The 16,585-nt window shown below is 72.2% G+C and carries 15 protein-coding genes; 7 read left to right on the top strand and 8 right to left on the bottom strand.

Annotated features, from left to right (window positions below; genetic code table 11):
- Window positions 1-20: 20 nt before the first annotated feature.
- Entirely contained in the window at window positions 21-1,040 is a 1,020-nt protein-coding gene (locus tag DDJ31_RS14845; RefSeq protein ID WP_127179809.1) for an SEC-C domain-containing protein, read from the bottom strand.
- Window positions 1,041-1,170: 130 nt separating this feature from the next.
- Window positions 1,171-2,643, bottom strand: coding sequence for a beta-1,6-galactanase (locus DDJ31_RS14840; protein ID WP_127179810.1), 1,473 nt, complete (start codon window positions 2,641-2,643; stop codon window positions 1,171-1,173).
- Window positions 2,644-2,929: 286 nt separating this feature from the next.
- On the opposite strand from DDJ31_RS14840, the gene DDJ31_RS14835 reads away from it, so the two are divergent.
- Complete coding sequence (locus DDJ31_RS14835) at window positions 2,930-3,736, top strand: class E sortase (protein ID WP_127179811.1); 807 nt, start codon at window positions 2,930-2,932, stop codon at window positions 3,734-3,736.
- Window positions 3,737-3,752: 16 nt separating this feature from the next.
- On the opposite strand, the gene DDJ31_RS14830 is transcribed toward DDJ31_RS14835, so the two are convergent.
- On the bottom strand, window positions 3,753-5,255 hold the full coding sequence (locus tag DDJ31_RS14830; RefSeq protein WP_127179812.1) for an MFS transporter: 1,503 nt from the start codon (window positions 5,253-5,255) through the stop codon (window positions 3,753-3,755).
- A 69-nt stretch (window positions 5,256-5,324) separates the two neighbouring features.
- Between DDJ31_RS14830 and DDJ31_RS14825 the strand changes: the two genes are divergently transcribed.
- The 5 genes from DDJ31_RS14825 (at window position 5,325) to DDJ31_RS14805 (ending at window position 8,872) form a co-directional block, all read left to right on the top strand.
- Window positions 5,325-5,864 (top strand): winged helix-turn-helix transcriptional regulator, encoded by a 540-nt coding sequence (locus DDJ31_RS14825; RefSeq protein ID WP_164784964.1) that lies wholly within the window; start codon window positions 5,325-5,327, stop codon window positions 5,862-5,864.
- Between the two features lie 71 nt (window positions 5,865-5,935).
- Window positions 5,936-6,259: a DUF6412 domain-containing protein gene (locus tag DDJ31_RS14820; protein ID WP_127179814.1), complete on the top strand. Its 324-nt coding sequence runs from the start codon at window positions 5,936-5,938 to the stop codon at window positions 6,257-6,259.
- A 262-nt stretch (window positions 6,260-6,521) separates the two neighbouring features.
- Window positions 6,522-7,259, top strand: a complete 738-nt coding sequence (locus tag DDJ31_RS14815) for a YidC/Oxa1 family membrane protein insertase (protein ID WP_127179815.1) — start codon at window positions 6,522-6,524, stop codon at window positions 7,257-7,259.
- 126 nt (window positions 7,260-7,385) lie between these two features.
- On the top strand, window positions 7,386-8,243 hold the full coding sequence (locus tag DDJ31_RS14810; RefSeq protein WP_127179816.1) for a fumarylacetoacetate hydrolase family protein: 858 nt from the start codon (window positions 7,386-7,388) through the stop codon (window positions 8,241-8,243).
- A gap of 41 nt (window positions 8,244-8,284) precedes the next feature.
- Window positions 8,285-8,872 (top strand): hypothetical protein, encoded by a 588-nt coding sequence (locus DDJ31_RS14805; RefSeq protein WP_127179817.1) that lies wholly within the window; start codon window positions 8,285-8,287, stop codon window positions 8,870-8,872.
- A gap of 104 nt (window positions 8,873-8,976) precedes the next feature.
- Here the strand turns inward: DDJ31_RS14805 and DDJ31_RS14800 are convergent, their stop codons facing one another.
- The 5 genes from DDJ31_RS14800 to DDJ31_RS14785 all read right to left on the bottom strand — a co-directional run bounded on the left by DDJ31_RS14800 (window position 8,977) and on the right by DDJ31_RS14785 (window position 15,155).
- Window positions 8,977-9,636 carry a DUF5825 family protein gene (locus DDJ31_RS14800; protein WP_127179818.1) on the bottom strand — a complete coding sequence of 220 codons (660 nt, stop codon included), beginning with the start codon at window positions 9,634-9,636 and terminating at the stop codon, window positions 8,977-8,979.
- 40 nt (window positions 9,637-9,676) lie between these two features.
- A complete protein-coding gene (locus tag DDJ31_RS14795; RefSeq protein ID WP_127179819.1) occupies window positions 9,677-11,578 on the bottom strand; it encodes a RiPP maturation radical SAM C-methyltransferase in 1,902 nt (633 codons plus the stop codon).
- A 279-nt stretch (window positions 11,579-11,857) separates the two neighbouring features.
- Window positions 11,858-11,983 carry a hypothetical protein gene (locus DDJ31_RS39660; protein ID WP_276319311.1) on the bottom strand — a complete coding sequence of 42 codons (126 nt, stop codon included), beginning with the start codon at window positions 11,981-11,983 and terminating at the stop codon, window positions 11,858-11,860.
- Window positions 11,984-11,988: 5 nt separating this feature from the next.
- On the bottom strand, window positions 11,989-13,902 hold the full coding sequence (locus DDJ31_RS14790) for an alpha/beta hydrolase family protein (protein WP_127179820.1): 1,914 nt from the start codon (window positions 13,900-13,902) through the stop codon (window positions 11,989-11,991).
- Complete coding sequence (locus DDJ31_RS14785) at window positions 13,899-15,155, bottom strand: MFS transporter (protein WP_127179821.1); 1,257 nt, start codon at window positions 15,153-15,155, stop codon at window positions 13,899-13,901. The genes DDJ31_RS14790 and DDJ31_RS14785 overlap by 4 nt, the downstream gene beginning before the upstream one ends.
- A 416-nt stretch (window positions 15,156-15,571) precedes the next feature.
- On the opposite strand from DDJ31_RS14785, the gene DDJ31_RS14780 reads away from it, so the two are divergent.
- Entirely contained in the window at window positions 15,572-16,468 is an 897-nt protein-coding gene (locus DDJ31_RS14780) for a TIGR03619 family F420-dependent LLM class oxidoreductase (protein ID WP_127179822.1), read from the top strand.
- The last annotated feature ends 117 nt before the right edge of the window (window positions 16,469-16,585 follow it).

Below are 16,585 nucleotides of genomic sequence, written 5' to 3'. Positions count from 1 at the left end.
AGGCGACCAGGCGGTTGTCCTCAGAGGTTCTGGGCCCCATGACACCCCGCATAAGCCTCCCCCGACCCGCACCAACACCCCTCCCCCGCCTCCGGAGGCCAGGTCGTTGCTCGGCCTCGGGCTGCCAGGGTTGTCGTGTACTGGGGGAGCAGGGTCGTGTCGGTCGGGGACGACAGTTCCGAGGCCGCGAAGGCCTCGTAGGACGGGACCGTCGCCGTGACGATGCCCAGGTTCGCCGTGCCGGACGTGGACAGTTCGCGCAGGGACGTTTCTATGGTCGCGAGGTGGGTCTCGTGGGACGGGTACTCCGACGCGAGGGCCGGGTACGCCTCCAGGAGTTCCGCCAGTTCGTCGGCCGGCCAGTGCAGGACCGCCACCGGGAACGGGCGGGACAGGGCCTCGCGGTGGGCGTCCAGTTCGGCGCGGAGGCGGGAGATCTCCGCCTCCAGCTCCGCCGGGTTGCTCGACCCGAGGGACCAGACGCGCTTCGGGTCGTGGAGTTCGTCCAGGGAGACCGACGAGGAGTGCAGGGTGTCCGCCGCCGAGTCCCACGCGTCGTGCGCCGCGCCCAGCATCCTGCGCACCCGGTGCCGGCCGAAGAGGAGCGGCCGGGTCGCGTACGGGGGTTCCTGGCCGTCCGTGACGAGCAGGCGGGCGCCCTCCGTGAACGTCTCCTGCGCCGCCTCCAACTCGTCGTGCGACTCCAGGGCCTCCGCGACGATCACCCACGGCGCCGGGTCGCGGGGCGCGGCGGCGCGGACGCCGTCGATGATCGCGCGGGCCTCCGCCTCGTGGCCGTACTCCCAGAGGTTCGCGGCCTTCAGGGCGCGGACCAGGTACGGGTTCTCCAGGTCGTCCTGTGAGGCGAGCAGCCGGTCGTAGAGCGCGGTCGCGGCGGGGCGGTCGGCGGCCAGCTCCAGGTGGGCGGCGGCCTGGAGCAGCAGGGCCTCGGCGTCCGCGGGGTAGCGGCCGGCGGTCCGCTCCAGGCGTGCCGCTTCGGCGTGGTGGTCGACGTTCTCGGCAGGCGTGTCGGGGCGCATGCAGGACACCGTACTGCCGACGGGTGACAAAGAAGAGATCCCCGCAGGCCAGGGGGAGGGAGAGACCCGTCTCACGGAGGAACGGGGGAAGGGGCCGGTCTGCCCGGGGGCTTCCCCCTCCGGGCCGTCGCTAGATCGTCACCCCGTCGATCTGCAACGTCTGCACCGCCTGTGCCGCGAACGGCACCGACACCTTCTTCGCGCTCACGTACGTGTCCGCGTACGCCTTGTACGCGTCGCCGCCGGACGGGACCGTGTTCCAGCGCGGGACCAGGCCGCCCGTGCCGCCGGTCGCCGTGGTGAAGGACGACAGGTCGAAGGTCAGGGTCTGGGCGGACGTCGAGGTGTTCAGGGCGACGATCACCAGGCGTTTCGCCGACGCGTCATGGGCCGCCACCGCGTAGCTCACGCCCGTGTCCAGGATCTTCATGCCCGGCCTGATGTGCCGGCTGAACTGGGCCATCGTGTAGTACTTCCGCTGCACCGCGCCCGCCGCGAGCGTGGTCGCGTCGTAAGCGATCATCGCCCAGTTCGACGACGGGTCCATGACCTGCCAGTAGACCCAGGCGGTGGGGTGCAGCCAGCGGAAGTCGTAGAGGAGGTTGAAGGCGAGGGTGTAGCCGGTGCCGTCGTTGTCGCCGGTCTCGGAGTTCCACAGGGCCTTGCCCGCGGTGGTCACCACGTCCGTGTAGAGGAGGTCGCGGCGTCCGCTCGAACCCTGGTAGCCATGGACGTTGACGCGGTTGACGTAGCCCTTGGTGGTCGCCGAGAAGGAGTTCCAGGTGGTGCGGGCCAGGTCGTAGCTGGTCTCGTCGGACGCCGCGATCTTCGTGCCGGTCAGGCCCCGGGTGTTCAACTCGCTGCGCAGATAGGGGAGTACCGCGGACTGGACGGTCGCGTCGACATGGCAGCCCTCCTGGGTGCCGGTCGCCGTCCACCAGCTGGAGCTGGGTTCGTTGAACGCTTCGACGGTCGCGAAGTTCACGCCCCAGTTGTTCTTGGCGTAGAGCGCCACGGCCGCCAGGTGGGAGGCGTGCTGGCGGTAGTTCCAGGACTGGAGGTTGTTGCCGCCGCCCGGCGCGCCTGACGGGTTGTGGTTGGAACACATCCACCACATGGGGGAGTTGGCGAACAGCTCGGTGGTCGCGCCGCGCGCCGCCGCCTTCACCAGCATCGCCCGCTGGTTCGCGTCCGCCGTCCACTTCCAGGCCGAGGACGTCGGGTCCTCGTTGTTCCAGTCCTGCCAGAAGCCCTCGATCTGCTTGAACGCCGGGATGTTCGCCGAGGCGACCATGGTCTCGCCGTTCACACTGTTCCAGCTGCACCCGCCGAGGTTGTAGCGGGCGATGTTGAGGCCGAGCCCTGGCAGCGAAGTGCCGTTGTACGTCGTCGACCTGGTGGTGAAGAAGATGTCGGCGAAGTCGTCGCGGGCGCCGAACACATTGGCCCACCAGGCGAGCGAGGTGCCCCAGCCCTCCCAACTCCCGTACGACGTGTTGGGGTTGACGGCGACGGTGGCGTCCGCGTGGGCGGTGCCGGTGGCCAGGGCGCTGCCCAGCACCGTGCCGCCGGCCGCGGCCAGCAGGGTCCTGCGTCGGATCATGGCGTCTCCGATTCGCTCGACGGGACCCGACGGCCGTTCCCGGAAGCGGCGTCGCGACTTGTCCCGTGCATGCCACGACGAAGCATCGGGGGTGCCGCGTGAGGTTGTCGAGGGTTGCGACAGCCCTTTCTCAAACCAATGTACGAAGTGTCGAACGGGGTGCGCCGACCGGCCGGTCCGTCGTGTTCGAGTGACGTGATCGGGGCAATGGGCGCGCGGGTCTGGCGAGTTGGGCGTCCCCGGCCTATCGTGCGGGCGGCTCAGGTCGAGGGAGGCGCGGCGGCGGATGCGGGTACCGGTCGTGCAGCACAGCAGCCGGCGACGGCGCGCTCGACGCCGTCGCGCCCTCTGGACGGGCGGCGAAGTCCTCGTCACCACCGGGGTCGTGCTGCTGCTCCTCGTCGCCCACCAGCTGTGGTGGACCAACCGGGAGGCCAGGCAAGGCGCCGAGCGGAAGGTGGCGGCCCTGGAGCGGGAGTGGGCCGCCGGGGGAGCCGCGGGCGGAAGCGGATCGGGGGGCGGCTCCGACGGTGCGGTGCCGTCCCGGACGGCGGTCCCCCCGGCCGGCGCCGCGCGCGGCGGCTCGGCGGGCACCTCGTCGCCGTCGTCCCCCAAAGGCCGTGACGGCGGGCCACGTCGGGCCCAGACCTACGCCGTTCTCGTCGTCCCGCGGCTGCGCCTCCGTGCCCCGGTCGCCGAGGGCGTCAGCAAGCCGGACGTCCTCGACAAGGGGTACGTCGGGCACTACCCCGGCACCCAACAGCCCGGCCAGACAGGCAACTTCGCCCTCGCCGGGCACCGCAACACCCACGGCGAGCCGTTCCGGTACCTCGACCGGCTGCGCCCGAAGGACATGGTCGAGGTGGAGACCGCGCACGCGACGTACACGTACGCCGTCGACCAGCTCCTCGCGCAGACCTCGGCCCGCGACGCGGGCGTCGTACGGCCCGTTCCCCGCTCCCTCGTGCGGCCGGGGCGCGGATACAGCGAGCCCGCCGCCTACCTCACCCTCACCACCTGCACCCCCGAGTACACCTCCCGGTACCGGCTGGTGGTGTGGGGGAAGCTGCGGTCGGTCCGGGAGCGGGGGTGACGGCCGGTGCCCGCCGTCATCCCCGCTCCCGCAGCCCCACCACCGCCCCCGCCGCCAGCAGCGACAGGACCATCGACACCACCATCGCGATGTTCGCCCCGTGTCCCAGGCCGCCCCCGGACGACGTGACGATCGCGATCGTCAGCGCGACGCCCGCGCAGGAGCCGATGTAGCGGAGCGTCTGCTGGGCGCCCGAACCCATCGCGGCGCGGGCCCCCGGGACCGACTCGACGGCCAGCAGCGGCAGCGCCGCGTTGAGCAGGCCGCCGCCCACCCCGCTCAGGACCAGTCCCGGCAGCAGGCGCTGCCAGGAGCCCGAGTCGATCGCGCCGAGCATCGTCAGGACACCGACCGCGTGCAGCACGAAGCCGACCGCCAGCTGGTGGCGCGGCGAGACCCGGCCCGCCAGCCGACGCGCCTGGAGCGCCACCGCGAAGGACAGGCCGGACCAGATCAGCAGCAGCCACGCCGAGTCGAGGACGGACAGCCCGAGCGTCTGCTGGAACACCGCGGGCAGGAAGCTGAACAGCCCGATCACCGCGAGGCCCATGAACAGACCGCCCGCCGACGACGCCAGGAAACGGCGGTGCCTGAGCAGGCCCAGGTCGATCATGGGAGTCGCGCTCCGCCGTTCCACCTGGGCGAACGCGGCCAGCAGCGCCACCGACGCCAGCAGAAGCAGCCCCACCTGCGGGCGCAGCCAGCCGTCCCGGCCCAGGGTGAGCGCCGCTATCAGCGCGACCAGCGCCAGCCCGAAGGTCAGCGCGCCCAGCACATCGGGACGGCCGCCCCTCGGCGAGCGGGACTCCACCAGCGGGCGTATCCCGAGCACCGCCACCAGGAGCGCCGCCGCGCCGAGCACCGCGTACGCGGCCCGCCAGTTCGGCAGGGCGCCCGCCACCAGCGGGCCGACCGCGATGCCGCCGCTCACGAAGGCGCCCCACACGCCGGTCGCGTACAGCCGGCCGCGCGGGGTGGGGAAGGCGTGCACCAGCAGGCCGAGGCTGCTCGCCAGGATCGCCGCGCTCGCCGCGCCCTGCGCGATCCGGGCCAGCGTGAACAGCCAGGTCGAGGAGGCCAGCGCGCCGAGCGCCGTGGTGATGCCCAGGGTCAGGGTGCCGGCCAGGAAGATCCGGCGGCGACCGTAGTCGTCGGCGAGGCTGCCGGCCACCAGGAGCAGCGCGGCGAGGCCGAGCGGCGTGCCGTTCAGCAGCCACGCCTGCGCGGAGACCGGGGTGTGCAGGGCGGCGGCGGTATCGGGGAGCGTGACCAGGGGCGCGGTGTACGTCATCAGCGTGACGGCGGTGGCGGCGCTGGTCAGGGCGAGGGTGGCGCGGGCGTGCGGCGACGCCGCGGACCGTGGGGTGCCTGGGGTGCCTGGGGTGCCTGGGGTGCCTGGGGTGCCCGTGGTGCCCCTGGCGTCCGTGGTGGGCGCGAGGTCGGCGCGGGTGGCGCGGGTGGCGCCTCCGGGCGTCGCGGCGGTCGATTGCTGGAGAGTTCGTTCACTGAACCTTGCCATGTCGGCACCGTAGCACCAGTAGGTTCGGTGATTGAACCAAGGTCGGGGAAAATGGCTACAGTGGACGGCATGGCACTCGGCAAGGACTACGTGACCCAGCAGTGCTCCATCGCCCGCGCGCTGGAGGTCATCGGCGAGCGGTGGACGCTCCTGGTGATCCGCGACGCCCTCTACGGCGTCCGGCGCTACAACGACTTCCTCGTCCACCTCGGCATCCCCCGCGCGGTCCTCGCCGCCCGCCTCCAGGCCCTCTGCGCCGAGGGCATCCTGGAGAAGCGGCGCTACCAGCAGTCGCCGCCCCGCGACGAGTACGTGATCACCGAGCGCGGCATCGCCCTCTGGCCCACCCTGCGCTCGCTCGGCCTGTGGGGGCGCGAGCACCTCACCGACACCCGGCTGCGCTACTTCCGGCACGCCGACTGCGGCACCGAACTCGGCTCCTACGGCGAATGCCCGGCCTGCGGAACCGTCGTGCCCGTCCAGGACGTCGTCATGGAGCCGGGGCCGGGACTCGATCAGGACCCGGCCGATCCGGTCAGCCGGGCGTTCCTGAAGCCCCGCAGGCTCCTGGAGCCCCTGGAGACCGATCAGGCCGGAGATCAGGTATAACCGACAGTGCGACGAATGAACCGTCGCCGAGACGGACGGACGCGCACGCAGGTGCGGGGAGAGGGGCGGGGATGGTCCGCGGCAGAGTCGAGGCGCCCGCGCGTCCCGTCGCGCTGCTGCTGCTCCTGCTGATCGCCCTCCAGCTCACCGTGCTCGACGCCGGCAGCCTCACCGCCACCGTCGCCCTCGCGGCGACCGCCGCGGCCGGCTCCGCGCTCGCCGTCTGCGCCCTGATCAGCGCGCGTACCGTGCCCGCCGTGCCGCCCACCCGGGTCCGCACGGCCATCAGGGACCGCGCCAGGCGCACCGCCTTCCTCGCGCAACGCGACCCCGACGCCCGGGGCCGCACCCGCCCCCGAGCCCCCGGACACGCCCTCCGGGCGACCCCCGCGTAGGCGACTCCGGCTTCCGTCCGGCCCCGCGCGCCACGTCGTCACGCCGCTCCCCGCACCACTGCCTGGCCCGCTCCTGCCCGGACGCCGGTCCACCCGCGTCCGACGCCACGGGCACCCCAGGTGTCCCGGACACCACGGGTATCCCGCACTCAGGTACCCCAGGTTTCTCAGGTACCCCAGGTACCTCAGATACCCCAGGTACCCCAGGTGTCCATGGCGCCCCAGGCATTCCGGCACGACGAGACCCCCGGAGGGCTCACCCATGTCCGTCTTCGCTGCCTTTTTCGCTGCCTTCGCGCACCTGGTCGAGCATCTCGCCGACCTGATCCAGCCCCTGTTCGGCGCCACCGCCGCGGCCGCCGCGATCGTCCTGTTCACCGCGCTGGTCCGGCTGCTCGTGCACCCGCTGTCCCGGGCCGCCGCGCGCGGCCAGCGGGCCCGCACCGCGCTCCAGCCGAAGATCGCCGCACTGCGCGCGAAGCACGCGGGCAACCCCGAGCGGCTGCGGAAGGCGGTGCTCGAACTGCACACCGAGGAGAAGGTGTCACCGCTGTCGGGGCTGCTGCCCGGACTGTGCCAACTGCCCGCGTTCTTCCTCCTCTACCACCTGTTCTCCAACACGACGATCGGCGGCGAGACGAACGGGCTCCTGTCCCACCGGCTGTTCGCCGCGCCCCTGGGCGACCGCTGGGCCGACGCGCTGGGCGGCGGCGGGGCGTTCGGGCCCGCGGGACTCGTCTACGGCGGTCTGTTCGTGCTCGTCGCGGGCGTCGCGTTCTTCAACTACCGGCGCACCAAGCGGCTGATGGCGACCAGCGACCCGGTGGCCGCCGCCTCGAACGGGGAGCAGGTGCCGGGGCTCGGCGCGCTCACCAAGGTGATGCCGTTCATGTCGTTCTTCACCCTCGTCACGGTCGCCGTCGTGCCGCTGGCCGCCGCGCTGTACGTGGTCACGAGCACGACGTGGAGCGCCGTCGAACGGGCCGCGCTGTACCGCTGAGGCCCTGGCCGCGGGTCCAGTACGTGAACCGGGTCTTGCAGTCCGGACGCCGACCTTGGACGATCGACCAGTCCTCCGACGTCCGCACCCGTCGGCGGGCGGAGGCCTGCGACGGAGAGGGTCAACATGAAGCTGCTGCGAGTCGGTACGACCGGAGCGGAGCGGCCCGCGCTGCTCGACGCCGACGGGGTCCTGCGGGACCTCACCGGCGTCGTCGGCGACATCGACGGGACGGTACTCGCCGACGACGCGGCACTCGCCCGCGTCCGCGCGGCGGCGGAGGCCGGTGACCTGCCGGTGATCGAGGCGGCCGGGCTGCGCGTCGGGCCGCCGCTCGGGCGGATCGGCAAGGTCGTCTGCATCGGGCTCAACTACCACGACCACGCCCGCGAGACGGGCGCCGAGCCGCCCGCCGAGCCGGTCGTCTTCTTCAAGGCACCGGACACGGTGATCGGCCCCGACGACACCGTCCTGGTGCCGCGCCGCTCCACGAAGACCGACTGGGAGGTCGAACTCGCCGTCGTCATCGGCAGGACCGCCCGCTACCTGGACTCGGCGGCCGACGGGCTCGCGCACGTCGCCGGGTACGCCGTCGCCCACGACGTGTCCGAGCGGGAGTTCCAGATCGAGCGGGGCGGCACCTGGGACAAGGGCAAGAACTGCGAGACGTTCAACCCGCTCGGCCCCTGGCTCGTCACCGCCGACGAGATCGCCGACCCCCAGGACCTCACCCTGAGACTGTGGGTCAACGGCACCCTGAAGCAGCACGGCACCACCGCCGAACAGATCTTCCCGGTCGGCGAAGTGGTGTGCTACGTAAGCCAGTTCATGACCCTGTACCCCGGCGACGTCATCAACACCGGCACCCCGGCGGGAGTGGCCATGGGCCACCCGGACCCCAAGCCCTACCTCCGCGCGGGCGACGTCGTGGAACTGGAGATCACGGGCCTTGGCCGACAGCGACAGAAACTGAAGGACGCGTAGCGGGAGTTGAGAGGCCCCCGGGGACGAGAGCGAGACATGACGTGACGGACCACCATTTCGAACTGCGCCCGTTCCGTGCCAAGGGGACGCACGGGTGGAGAGGTGTGCTCGGCGAGTTCGGTGAGGTCACCGTCGAGGTGCGTCGGCGGCAGCGTTCCGTCAAGGCCGGGAGCAGGCAGAGCGAGGTGCGGGTCCACGGGGACGGGGTTCCCGAGATCCTTTTCCTGACGGTGGGGCCCGCGCGGCCCACCCTGCGCAACGCCCGGCTCACCGTCGGAGGCGAAGCCGTGCCGGTCGCCTTCGACGGCAGGGGGCTGCGGAACACCGCACGCGCCCTGCGGTTCACCTGCCGGGAACGTGCCCACACGTACGTCGCGGAGAGCTGGGACCGCGGGGGCACGCTCAGCCGGTCCGGGGTCGTCGTCTCCGTCCGGCGGGGAAAGAGCCCCACGGGCAAGGGGATGAGCGGTCTCGGGACCGTCGAGGGGGTCGCCGACGCGACGGATCTCGCGTTGGCGGCGCTCTTCGAGGCCGTCGACAGGCAGGAGTTGACGACGTCCGGGGCGGTCGCCTCCGTCCTCGGGCGGGTCCTCAACCCCCGGTCACCGGAGCCCGTCAGCCTGGACTGAGCCGATTTCCGGCCTCCCTCCCTCCGTCCCCGTCAGACTGAACCGAGCCGGTTCCCGGTCACCGGCAGACTGAGGTGAGTCGGTCCGGTCGCGCCCCCCTCGCCTCAGATCACCAGCGGTGCCTCCGACCAGCGTCTGACTCGGTACGGGGCCCACCACACGTGGTCGCCGAAGCGCAGGGCCAGGGTCTCTGCCATCAGGTCGGCCAGGACCGGGGCCGGGACCGTGTCGGCGGGGGCGCCGTCCGTGAGGGCTTCGATGGCCTCGTGGTACTCCGGCTCGTCGATGGTGAAGCGGCGCAGTTCGCCGTAGCGCCGGTCGCGGACCTGGACGAACCCGGGGCCGTGCCGGAACACGCACTTGCAGATGTAGTAGCCGGTGCGCCAGGCCAGCGCCGTCGCCGCCGGGTCGGTGGTCCCGAGGACGGCCGTCGGCGGGTGGAGATGGCTGTAGTGGCGCCACGCGTCGGGGTCGGGGCCGGTGTGGATCTGCCAGTCGACCGCGATGGCCATGCTGGTCAGGTCGCCCACGAAGCTCAGCGCCCGGACCGTCCAGGCCGCGTCGGCGGGGTCCGTCACGTCGACCGGGCGGGGCAGCGTGACGTGCCTGGCCCCGGCGGCGAAGAGTCGCCTGGCGGCCTCCCCGCCGGTCAGGTCGATCTCGTACCGGCCGAGCGACATCCCGGGCAGCGCGCTCACCTCGGGGTCGTAGTCCCGCGCCGCGGTCACGGTGAAGGGCGCGGTGGCGGTGCGTACTGGAGTCATCGTCGTCTCTCTGTCGGGCCGGCGGCCGTCCTCGCGGGCGTCAGGCGGACGTGGCGGCGAGTTCGGTGGCGCGGGCGGAGGTGTGCCGCATGAAGTCGATCCGCAGGAACTCCTCGTTGACCGCGGGCGGCGCGATCTGCACGAACTGCCCGTTGTCCTCGAAGACCAGCCCGAGCGCCCGCCACCGCGTCAGCACCCGCCGCAGGGCCTCCTCGTCGACGGGGTGCTCCTCGCGGAGTTTGCGGGCCGCCGCCTTCACCGTGTGCGGCTGGTCGAGCAGCCGGAACAGGGCCAGTTCGAGCGGGTCGGTCAGTTCGAGCCGCGTCCAGTCGAAGGCCGGGCGGACGCTGACCAGGACGATACGGTCCTCCAGGTCGCAGTGGGTGAGCCGGCTGCCGGGGTAGTTCCGCTTCCAGCGGGCGATGCCCTCGTCGAGACGGCCGACGACGTCCTCGTCGATCCCGCGCGGCGGCACGTCGAAGACGTACGCCAGGTCGAACATCTCGGGCTCGGGGAGGTCGTAGGTGAGCCGGTACGGCTCGGCCGGGCGCAGTTGGGAGAAGCCGAGCCCGGGGTCGTTGAAGTACGGGCTGAACCGCTCGATCGCGATCCGCGAGGACGCCCCTACCGGCGGGTTCAGGTGCTCGAGCGCGGGCAGTTGGGCCACCACGTCGTCGTAGTCCTCGGCGGACTCACCGGGGAAGCCGTGCAGATAGTTCCAGGCCACCGAGAGGCCGACGGTGGCCGCGTCGCGGAGCATCCGCACGTTCTGGCCGCCGGTCACGCCCTTGTCCATCAGCGTCAGCACCCGGCTGTTGAGGCTCTCGATGCCCGGCTGGACGAAGATCAGCCCCGCGTCGGCGAGGGTCTGGAGCTGGCCCCGCCGCATGTTCGACTTGATCTCGATGTGCATCCGCAGGTCGAACTCGCTGTCGATGATGCGCGGCAGCACCGTCCGCACGTACCCCATGTCCAGGATGTTGTCGACGACATACATGTCCAGGACCCGGTGCCTGCGGGCCAGTTCGACGATCTCCTCGTAGAACACGTCCGGGCTCTTGCTGCGGAACTGCATGAACGAGCCGTTCAGCCCGCAGAAGGTGCAGTGGTGCTTCTCGCCCCACCAGCAGCCCCGCGCGCCCTCGACCACCAGCTTCGGCTCGACCCAGTGCCGCGCGTGGGAGGAGGCGAGCCGCTCGAAGTACCCGGAGTAGTCGGGCGGCAGGATCGACGCGGGCGGCAGCGGCTTGGTGCTCATGGTGTTGGCCACCGAGACGCCGTCCGCGTCGCGCCAGCAGAGCCCCGGAACCCCGGACAGCGGCTCGCCGGCGTCCAGCGCGCTGAGCAGCGCGGGGAACGACACCTCGCCCTCGCCGCGCACGACGTAGTCGACGAAGGGGAAGTTGCGGTGCACGCTCTCGCCCTGCTTGCCGTCGCAGTTGGCGCCGCCCATGGCCGTCGCGATGTGCGGGGCGAGGCGCTTCACGTGTTTCGCTGCCGCGAGGGCCGCGGTGTTCTGCTGGAACGTCGAGGTGAAACCGACCACGTCAGGGGCGAGTTCGACGATGCGCTCGGCGATGTGCCGGACGAAATCGGGCGCGGTCGTATGCAATGCCTTCGTCATCTCCATCCGGGCCCCGCGCACCCGGTTCCGCATCGCCTCGGTGAATTCCGGAACCCGCCACTCGGGATCGTCGTAGAGGGCGGACGAGAACACCCAGTCGCCACAGCCCAGGAAATAGGAGCCGAGCGCGTAGTAGGAGTAGTCCTCCAGGGTGAATTCGGTGTTCTTCGTGATCCAGTCCACGTATTCGATGTTGGCGTGCAGAACGTCCGCCGTGCCGTTCGGGACACGCTCGTCGACACTGCGCTTGAGAATTCCGAGTGCCAGCGACGGAAGATCGATCGGGGCCCAGGGCATGTTCACCAGGAGTACGCGCATGGCCGGCCTCTTCTCAGGTGATCGGTTCGCGTGTGAGCGGTGCAGAGGGTGGTCGGGGCCGGTCGCGCTGGGTGCGAGGCCGGCCCCCTCGTGCCAGGGCCTGTCGGTTGGATCATGCGGCGGTCGCGGGCCAGGCCACGCACATCTGCGGCGTTGTCGTCGGTTGCCGACGCTCCGCGTCGACGCCCTCCTCCGCCTTGCAGCTGCACGCGTCCTGACCCGCTCGGGTCGGCCGACAAGGCGCCGCGCCTCGGCGCCGCCTGATCCAACCGACAGACCCTAGTTGCTCGTCTCCTCGTCCTCCATCTCCTCCGCGGAGCGGAGGTAGATGACGACGCCGACGCCGGGCTTGCGGCTCTCCTCGTCGCCCTCGAGCGGGTCTCCGTGGATGATGTCCTTCTGCATGATGTTCACCTCCTCTCCCGGTGCGGGGACGGCTCGGCAGGCGCGGGTGCCTGGGGCAGCCCGCGGCCGAGAAATCTGAGGGACCGTCTGATCACGGCCAGGTGGTCGGCGCCGTCGTAGCCGTCGTGGCCCGACTCCAGCCACATCAGCTCGTGGGCCACACCGCCCGCCCGCAGCACCGCCAGGTACGCCTCGACCTGCTCGGGCGGGCACTTGGCGTCCCGTCGCGCGGCGACGACCAGCAGCGGGGCGCGGATGGCGGCCGCGTAGGAGGACGGCGAGGCGTGCGCGTACGCGTCGGGCACCTCGTCCGGGGTGCCGCCGAACAGCGCGGTGTCCAGCGCCTGGAGGGCGGGCGTGGAGTGCCGGAACGCCGTGACGCAGTCGGCGAGCGGCTTCACGGCCACGCCGACGTCCCACAGCTCGGGGCGGGTGCCCAGGGCCAGCAGCGTCAGATAGCCGCCCCACGACGTGCCGCACAGGCCCACCGCGCCCGGCCGCCCGATGCCGCGTTCCAGCAGGTCGGCGCGGGCCCGCACCAGGTCGGCGACCTGGGTGTGGCCGACGCCCTCGGAGTAGGCGGAGCGCCAGCGCGGCCCGTACCCGGTGGAACCGCGGTAGTTGACGCGGGCGACGGCGTACCCCGAGCCGACGAGGGCCTGCACCATGGGGTCGTAGGCGTCGCGGTCGTGGTCGGCCGGGCCGCCGTGGACGAGCAGGACCAGCGGGTGCGGGGCGGGACGGTCGGCGGGCGTGGTGACGAACGTGTGCACCGGGCCGTCGGGCCCTGGCGTCCACAGGTCCCGGCGGTGGCCGAAGCGCGGCAGCCGCCAGTCGCTCTGGCCGGGCAGCGGTCTCCCCGACAGGGACAGCGCGCGCGGCACGTTCACCGCGTCCGTCCAGATGAAGTGCACGTCCCCGTCGGCGGCGGGGGAGGCGTCCAGGATGCTGCCCTCCGGGGTGGGGACCGGGGTCAGCTCGCGGCGGTCGAGGTCGGCGGTGAACAGCCGGCTGCGGCCGTGCCGGTCCTGCCTGAGCAGCACCCGGGCGCCATCTGACCCCGGGTACCAGCGGGCGGTCGTCTCGGTGTCGAACGAGCACCACGGCAGCAGTTCCAGTCCGCGCCCAAGGGTCCAGGTGCCCAGGTGGTACCGGCCGTCCCGCTCCCGCATGACCAGCAGCGGCGAGGTACCGGGCGCCGGCACCGGCGCGGGCAACGGCGCGGGGAACGGCGTCCGGTCGGACATCGCCGTCCGCCCGGCGCTCCGCTCCGCTCCGCCGGCCGGTCCCGTCGCTCCGTCCGCCCGCGCGTGCGCCGGTGCGAAGCCGAGCGCCCAGGTGCGTTCCCTGGTGCCGGAGAGGACGGCGACGGTGGCGCCGTCCGGGGTCAGCAGGGTCACGGCGCGGGCGGAGTGCGCGGGTCCCGACAGCGCCAGGAGCCCGCCGTCCGGCGCGAGGTCGCAGAGCGTGCCGGACTCCGTCGTGCGCAGCACGGCCCTGCCGGTGCCGCCGCGTCGTCCCAGGTGGACGCTGAGTCCCTCGGGGCCGCGGATGGCGACGGCGGCCGTGCCGCCCGCGGCCAGCGCGAGTCCCGCGGGCCGCCCGGACGGCACCCCGGTCAGCGCGGGCCGGTCGGGGCCGCCGTCGAAGTCCTGGGTGCGCCAGCCGCCCATGCCGCCCGGGTCCTCGTCGAACCACCAGACGGCCTCGTCGTCGACGGCGCACAGCAGGGTGCCGTGCGGCCGGTCCGTCAACTGCCTGGTGGTGTCGGTGGAGCGGTCCCACACGAAGATCTCGCAGCGTCCGCCCGCGTCGCCGGTGTACACCATCCGCTCCGGGTGCCCGGGCCTGGTCACCGGCAGCACCGGCCGGTACACGCCGTAGGTGCGGGGGGCCGTCGTCGGCCTGGCCGCCGTCATGACGCCTCCCGGGCCACGAGTCCGGCCCGCGCGGTGGCGTACAGGGCGAGGCCGGCGAACGCGCCGGCGCAGCCGAGCGCCATCGCGCGCCCGCCGTAGGCCGCCACCAGGACCCCCGCCGCGACGGGCGCGAGGACGGCGACGCCCTCGCCGGCGGTGCCGAGCACCGTGCCCATCCGGGCCAGCAGCCGGTCAGGGGTGACCAGCACCGCCCGGCTCTGCAGCACGACCACCACGGACGGCACGATCAGCGACACCGCGCTCAGCAGCAGCCCGTAGGCCCACGTCCTGGACGCGTACGCGAGTCCGGCCGCGGTCGGCACCATGGCCCAGGACGCGCCCGTCACGATCCACGCGGCCGGGACCCGGGCCACGAGCCACGGCGCGGCGAGTGCGCCGAGGAGGCCGCCGACGCCCGACAGAGTGAGGATGAGACCGATCGAGGAGGGGCTGGCGCCCCGGGCGTGCGAGGCGAACACGGCGTGGAAGTAGAGCGCGCCGAGCAGCGCGTTGATCCCGGCGGTCCACACCACCACGAAGCGCAGGAACGGTTCGGCACGGACGAAGCGCAGTCCTTCGGCGAGGTCGCGGGTGAACGACGCGGGCGGGCCTTCCCGTTGGGGTGTCAGGTCCGCGCTGATCGCCCTGCTCAACACCGCGACCAGCAGGAACGACAGCGCGTCCGCGAGCAGGGGCACCCACCGGGCCAGTTGGTACAGGACGCCGCCGAGCGTGGGTCCGACGATCTGCACCGCCTGGTCCCTGGCCTGGAGGTATCCGATCGCGCGGGGGTACTCGGCGGGCGGCACCAGCCGTCGGATCGTCCCGGAGGCGGCGGCTCCGTAGGTGGCGCCCGCGGCCTGTTCGACGACGGCCGCGACGAGTACGTGGACGAGGGCGACCCGGCCGAGCGCCACGGCCGCGAACACCGATCCCATGGCGCCCGCGGCGACCAGGGCCGCGGCGCACATCATCGGCTTGCGGGGCCACCGGTCGGCGAAGACACCCGCGACCGGTGCGACCACCAGTCCGCTGACCAGTGCCGTCGACGCGACGAGGCCGGTGAGTCCGGCCGGATATCCGGCGCCCAGCAGGATCAGCGGAAGAAAGAGAGCGGAAGCGCACGTTCCGAGACCGTCGACGGCACCCGCCGTCCAGAAGAGAAAGAAATTCCGTCTTCGTAAAGGAGGTGAGGGCGGTGCCTCGGATAAGTCGGGACCTGGAGGTCTTAAAATCTCCTCGGCCTCGCCCATCAAGAATCCCGCGCAGAGAGGATTACCGGGACGAACGCATCCACATTTCCCCCTGGAGCAAGTGGACTTACGGCCGTTGAGGTTGGTGAGCGTATCGAAAAGGGACACCCTCCACAACACCCCGGCTTCGGCGGAATTCTCGATCAAGAAAGCGGATCGGTTCGGGCGGGGTGTTGATTCGGTGGAGGGGTCGCCACCGTTTTTCCGGAGGGACCGCCACCGTTTTTCCGGAGGAATCACCACCGTTTCGCCGGACGGGCGCCGCCGTCTCGCGGTGCTGACCTTTGGTCAGGCGGGTGACCGGCGGCGCTGTGGCTGGATCGGAGCGGTCCCGGTGGGCCGCGGGGACTTACGCTCGGAGAAGAGGAGTTGAACGTTGAACTTCCTCAGAAGTGACTCACATGAGGAGACGTCTCATGCGTATCGGTTTCACGCTTCCGCAGTTCGGGTCGATGGCCCGGCAGGCCGATCAGGTGGCAGGGTTCGCCCGGCAGGCCGAGAGCCTCGGAGCGGACAGTCTCTGGGTCGGCGACCGGCTGCTCGCGCCTGTGCGGCCGATCGTCGGCTACGCGGGCACCGACACCATCCCCGAGGGCTTCAACCGCCGCCTCGATCCCTTCGCGTTGATGACCATCGCCGCCACCGTCACCGAACGGCCGCTCATCGGCAGCAACGTGCTCAACGCCACCTGGTACCCACCGGCCCTGCTGGAGCGTTCGCTCACCACCATCGACCTGGTCAGCGGCGGCCGGCTGCTCGCGGGCTTCGGCGTCGGCTGGTCGCCCGAGGAGTACCAGGCGGTCGGCCTCCCCATGGAGAAGCGGGGTGCCCGGCTGGACGAGAGCCTCGACGCGCTCGAAGCGCTCTGGACCACCGACCCGGCCTCCTACCAAGGGAGTTACTGGACCGTTCCGGCCACCCATGCTGACCTCAGGCCCGCCCGCAAGCCGCGGCCCCCGATCTATCTGGGCGGGGCGGCACCGGCCGCGCTGCGCAGGATCGCCCGCCGGGCGGACGGCTGGCTGCCGGTCGCGGTGCCCGGCGCCGTGGTGTTCGACCCGGCCTCCGTCAACGAGCCGCTGGCCCGCATCCGCGCCCTCGCTGAGGGGTACGGCCGCGACCCGGGCGCCGTCGACGTCGTCCTGCGGATCAACCCGACGGCGACGGCCTCGCTGGACGACATCGTCGCCACCGTCGTCCGCGCGGGCGACGAGACCGACGTCGACCACGTCTTCGTCGAGCTGATGTACATCGCCGAGGAGGTCGACCAGGCCCTGGAACTCGCCGGACGAATCCTCGACGCGGCCCGCTGAACGGGGCCCGGGGGCGCCGCCCTTGAACGGAGCCCGAGGGCGGCTTACCTGAACGGCGCCTCGGCGTAAGCCCGTTGGACGGTGGCGCGACGGGCCCGCCCGGACCCCGGGCCGACG

The sequence above is a fragment of the Streptomyces griseoviridis genome (assembly GCF_005222485.1).
GTDB lineage: Bacteria > Actinomycetota > Actinomycetes > Streptomycetales > Streptomycetaceae > Streptomyces > Streptomyces hintoniae.
This window is presented reverse-complemented; position numbering and strand designations above follow the sequence as displayed.

Excerpts from the sequence above, each read along its gene's own strand:
- DDJ31_RS14830 (WP_127179812.1), bottom strand. The coding sequence starts at position 5,255 with ATGGCAAGGTTCAGTGAACGAACTCTCCAGCAATCGACCGCCGCGACG.
- DDJ31_RS14800 (WP_127179818.1), bottom strand. The coding sequence starts at position 9,636 with ATGACTCCAGTACGCACCGCCACCGCGCCCTTCACCGTGACCGCGGCG.
- DDJ31_RS14820 (WP_127179814.1), top strand. The coding sequence starts at position 5,936 with ATGGTCCGCGGCAGAGTCGAGGCGCCCGCGCGTCCCGTCGCGCTGCTG.
- DDJ31_RS14795 (WP_127179819.1), bottom strand. The coding sequence starts at position 11,578 with ATGCGCGTACTCCTGGTGAACATGCCCTGGGCCCCGATCGATCTTCCG.
- DDJ31_RS14810 (WP_127179816.1), top strand. The coding sequence starts at position 7,386 with ATGAAGCTGCTGCGAGTCGGTACGACCGGAGCGGAGCGGCCCGCGCTG.
- DDJ31_RS14835 (WP_127179811.1), top strand. The coding sequence starts at position 2,930 with ATGCGGGTACCGGTCGTGCAGCACAGCAGCCGGCGACGGCGCGCTCGA.
- DDJ31_RS14780 (WP_127179822.1), top strand. The coding sequence starts at position 15,572 with ATGCGTATCGGTTTCACGCTTCCGCAGTTCGGGTCGATGGCCCGGCAG.
- DDJ31_RS14815 (WP_127179815.1), top strand. The coding sequence starts at position 6,522 with ATGTCCGTCTTCGCTGCCTTTTTCGCTGCCTTCGCGCACCTGGTCGAG.
- DDJ31_RS14785 (WP_127179821.1), bottom strand. The coding sequence starts at position 15,155 with ATGGGCGAGGCCGAGGAGATTTTAAGACCTCCAGGTCCCGACTTATCC.
- DDJ31_RS14845 (WP_127179809.1), bottom strand. The coding sequence starts at position 1,040 with ATGCGCCCCGACACGCCTGCCGAGAACGTCGACCACCACGCCGAAGCG.
- DDJ31_RS14825 (WP_164784964.1), top strand. The coding sequence starts at position 5,325 with ATGGCACTCGGCAAGGACTACGTGACCCAGCAGTGCTCCATCGCCCGC.
- DDJ31_RS14840 (WP_127179810.1), bottom strand. The coding sequence starts at position 2,643 with ATGATCCGACGCAGGACCCTGCTGGCCGCGGCCGGCGGCACGGTGCTG.
- DDJ31_RS14790 (WP_127179820.1), bottom strand. The coding sequence starts at position 13,902 with ATGACGGCGGCCAGGCCGACGACGGCCCCCCGCACCTACGGCGTGTAC.
- DDJ31_RS39660 (WP_276319311.1), bottom strand. The coding sequence starts at position 11,983 with ATGCAGAAGGACATCATCCACGGAGACCCGCTCGAGGGCGACGAGGAG.